Source organism: Bradyrhizobium sp. S3.2.6, from assembly GCF_040546885.1.
Taxonomy (GTDB): Bacteria; Pseudomonadota; Alphaproteobacteria; order Rhizobiales; family Xanthobacteraceae; genus Bradyrhizobium; species Bradyrhizobium cytisi.
This window is the reverse complement of sequence record NZ_JBEPOS010000065.1, coordinates 1-1,434: the sequence shown is the minus strand read 5'-3', so window position 1 is coordinate 1,434 and position 1,434 is coordinate 1. Positions and strand designations below refer to the sequence as shown.

Sequence of the window (1,434 nt, the reverse complement as noted above, 5' to 3'; positions counted from 1 at the left end):
GCTATGGGATGCCCGAAAGTGATTCCCCGGAGTTTATGGATGTGATTCAAGGCCTTTCGACCTGTCTGGGACGGAGGGCCTGCGATGTCTTTTGGCGATGTTCGGGTTGCTGAGCGGGCTGATTGGCTGATCGAGCGAGTGGCGACCGCGGGCACGTTGGTGCTTCGCAAATTGGGAGAGACCCGAGCTGGTGAGAAGGCCGTGCACCGGTTTTTGTCATCGCCCTACGTCTCGGTTGATCGGATTGTGGAGACGCTGGCTGGGCGGACGGCGCGGCAATGCGCTGGCCGCCGCATTCTGGCAGTCCAGGATACGAGTGAGATCAATTTTGCCGGTCGTGACAAGAAGCGGCGAGGCTTCGGGCCTGGCGGGGACGGCAAGACACCCGGCTTCTTCATTCATCCGGTGATTGCCGTAGACATCGAGAGCGAGGCGGTGGTGGGCCTCGTTGATGCGGAGATCTGGACACGCTCCAAGCAGCGCGTCACATCGCGCCACAGCCGCACCATTGCAGACAAGGAATCGGCGCGCTGGCTATCTGGTTGCGAGGCTGCTGCCAGCGTTCTGTCGGATGCGGCCGGAGTGACGATGGTGGCTGATCGTGAATGCGATATTTACCTGCTGTTCGCCCGCAAGCCAGAGATGCTCGATCTGATCGTGCGCTCAGGTCAGGATCGGTCTTTGGCGGATGGCGGATCGTTGTTCATGGCGCTTGCCGGCGTGCAGCCGTTGGGTATCTGCCAGGCCCAGGTAGCGCCGCGCGGACCGGGCGATAAGGGGCGTGTGGCAACGGTGGAGTTGTACGCCGGAGCCGTGCGCATTGCTCGCCCGGCAAATATGAAACGGTCCGAGGCGACTGATCACGTCGACCTCACCTTAGTGGAAGCACGGGAGGTCGACGCGCCAGCCGGCAAGACGCCACTTCTGTGGCGCTTGCTCACGACCCATAAAGTCGGCTGCGCCGAGGAAGCCGAAGATATCGTCCGACTATATCGCCTGCGCTGGCGCATCGAACAGACCTTCCGCGCGCTCAAGAGCGACGGGTTAGCCCTGGATGATAGCCAGGTCATTGACGCCGAGCGCATGTTCAATCTCGCGGCTATCGCTTTGGCTGGCGCGATCCGGACGCTCCAGCTTGTCGACGCCAGAGACGGCGGACCTCGTCCAGCGAGCGATGTGATCGATCCATACTTTGCCGTCGCCCTCGATCGCTTGTCCAAAAAGCTCGAAGGCAAGACACTTCGACAAAGGAATCCTCACTCACCGGACTCTCTTGCCTTCGTCTCCTGGATTGCAGCACGTCTGGGAGGTTGGAATTGCTACTACAAACCTCCCGGACCAAAGACCATGCGAGACGGCTGGAACCGTCTCGCTGCTACGCTCGAGGGATATGCTCTTGCTAACCAAGAACAAAATCCGGGAATCCCATAGCCC

1 protein-coding gene is annotated in these 1,434 nt (G+C 60.6%); it reads left to right on the top strand.

Annotated elements, in window-relative coordinates:
- Positions 1-84: 84 nt before the first annotated feature.
- Positions 85-1,431, top strand: coding sequence for an IS4 family transposase (locus ABID58_RS37300; RefSeq protein WP_354037801.1), 1,347 nt, complete (start codon positions 85-87; stop codon positions 1,429-1,431).
- Positions 1,432-1,434: the final 3 nt, after the last annotated feature.

Excerpts from the sequence above, each read along its gene's own strand:
- ABID58_RS37300 (WP_354037801.1), top strand. The coding sequence starts at position 85 with ATGTCTTTTGGCGATGTTCGGGTTGCTGAGCGGGCTGATTGGCTGATC.